This is a genomic window from uncultured Cyclobacterium sp., assembly GCF_963976465.1.
Classification (GTDB): Bacteria; Bacteroidota; Bacteroidia; order Cytophagales; family Cyclobacteriaceae; genus Cyclobacterium.
The window spans coordinates 1-2,195 of record NZ_CAXBOC010000677.1 but is presented as its reverse complement, the minus strand read 5'-3'; the positions used below and the strand labels follow the sequence as shown (position 1 = coordinate 2,195).

Genomic DNA, 2,195 nt, shown 5'->3' with positions numbered 1-2,195 from the left:
CAAGAAGGTATATTGAAAAATACAGGCATGCAAAGGATGAATATTAAAGTCGCAGGTGGATATAATTTGACAGATAAATTAAAAGTTAATACATCCATTAATTATTCAAATAACCTAATAGAAGGCACAGAACTACCATGGTGGGGTACCTTTGCGATACCACCTACATATAACTTAAAAGGAAAGCCTACCCATGTTCCGGGAGACCCATTTCAGCAGATTAATTTTAGAGGGCAACATGATAATTTTTACTGGGCCATGGAAAATAATTATTCTGAAAATAGAACCTCTAGGACATTTGGTAACCTTAGTTTTGATTATGAGCCTTTGGATTGGTTGTCGATCAATTATAGGATTGGTTTAGATGAATATACGACGCAAAACAAAAGAGTAATAGAGAAAGGTTCGGGTAGTGGGAGAACCGATCCACCTAGTGGAGGAAGCATTAGTAACAGCATGGTAAATCAGCGTCAAATCAATTCCAATTTGAACCTTAATATCAGCAAAAAATTTGGGAGTGATTTTAATATGGATTTTATGCTTGGGAATGAGGTTTATGATATTAGAGGAAACTCCATTTCAAGTAATGGATCAGATTTGGTGATTGGAGGTTTTCACCATATTTCCAATACCGCTGTTCAAACAACCAATGAGTATTTGTCTAGAAGTAGGGTGGTTGGTTTCTATGGAAACCTGTCTGTTTCATGGCTAAATTCGGTATTTCTTAATGCTACCGGTAGGAATGATATTGTTTCAAATATGCCGCGAGGAAACCGATCGTTTTTTTATCCTTCCATAGGTACAGGGGTGGTATTTACTGAGTTTTTATCTGTGCCGGAAAAAATTCTCACATTTGGTAAGTTTAGGGCCAGTGTGGCAGAGGTTGGTCAGGCAGGGCCAATATTTTCTACCGCTACTCTTTTTGTACCCGGTGCAGCTGTTGGTGGGTTTACTTTTCCTTACCAAGGGATGAATGCATTTACGCTTAGTAATGCTTTAAACAGCTCAGATTTGAAGCCTGAAAACACGAGAACCTTTGAAATAGGTGTAGATTTACGGTTTTTTAATGATAGGGTAGGATTGGATTATACCTATTATGATTCCAAATCTGACGGACAAATCTATAGGGTGCCAATTGCTATTTCTACAGGCTATAGCAGTGAATTGAGGAATGCCGGTGAGATGAGTGTCAAAGGCCACGAAATCATGCTTAATTTAACACCTATTTCCACAGAAAGTTTCTCTTGGAACCTGACCACAAACTTCACCACTTATACCAACAGAGTGATCAGTTTGGCCGAAGGGATTGACCAACTCGAACTAGGTGGCTTTAGGGTGCAATCCGTGGCTGTAGAAGGAGAGGAATATCCTTCGCTTAGAGGTTTTGGCTATGCTAGAGATCCGGCAAGTGGAGAAATAGTTGTAGACAGCAGAGCTACGCTTTCAAACGGCAATGCCAACACACGCTATGGAATGCCTTTAAGGACCACCAGTCAGGTTATTTTAGGCAGTGCCCAACCTGATTTTGACATGAGTTTTCTCAATAGCTTCAATTTTAAAAATTTCTCTATTTCAGCTCAAATTGATTGGCGCAAAGGGGGGAAAGTTTCTTCGGGTTACAATAGGTTAGGAAAACTATATGGGATCCTTAGTGAAACTGAAAATAGGGAAGCTGATCAAATCTTTCCCGGAAAAATGGGGTACTATGACCAAGGTAACCTTGTTGTAGAAGGGGATAATAATATTACCATTCAGAAAGGATTTGATTTTTACAGGGTTAATGATGACCCTATCAGCGAAGCCAATGTCTATGATGCCACCTTTGTTCGGCTTAGAGAATTGAGATTGGATTACCGCTTTCCCACTGATTGGTTGCAAAATACATTTATTCGAAAAGCCTCAGTTTTTTTCGTAGGAAGGAATTTGCTCCTGAGCGCAGCCATGCCACATTTCGATCCGGAAATGTTCAATACCAATGAGGCGGAATCTTACAATTCCTATCCTCAAACCAAGAGTTTTGGTGGTGGTATAAGAGTAGATTTTTAAACCCAAAATAAGAAATAGTTATGAAATATATAAACCTTTTATTCATTGCATTGGTATCAGGAATTTTGATTTCCTGCAGTGAAGACATCTTGGATGAAATCAATAAAAATCCCAATGCTTCAACAGATGTTCCCATAAGTCTTTTATTG

At 38.8% G+C, this 2,195-nt stretch carries 1 pseudogene; it reads left to right on the top strand.

Features of this window, described 5'->3' with window-relative positions:
* Positions 1-2,046, top strand: a pseudogene (locus tag AAC037_RS23765) (SusC/RagA family TonB-linked outer membrane protein); the annotation flags it as partial.
* Positions 2,047-2,195 lie beyond the last annotated feature (149 nt).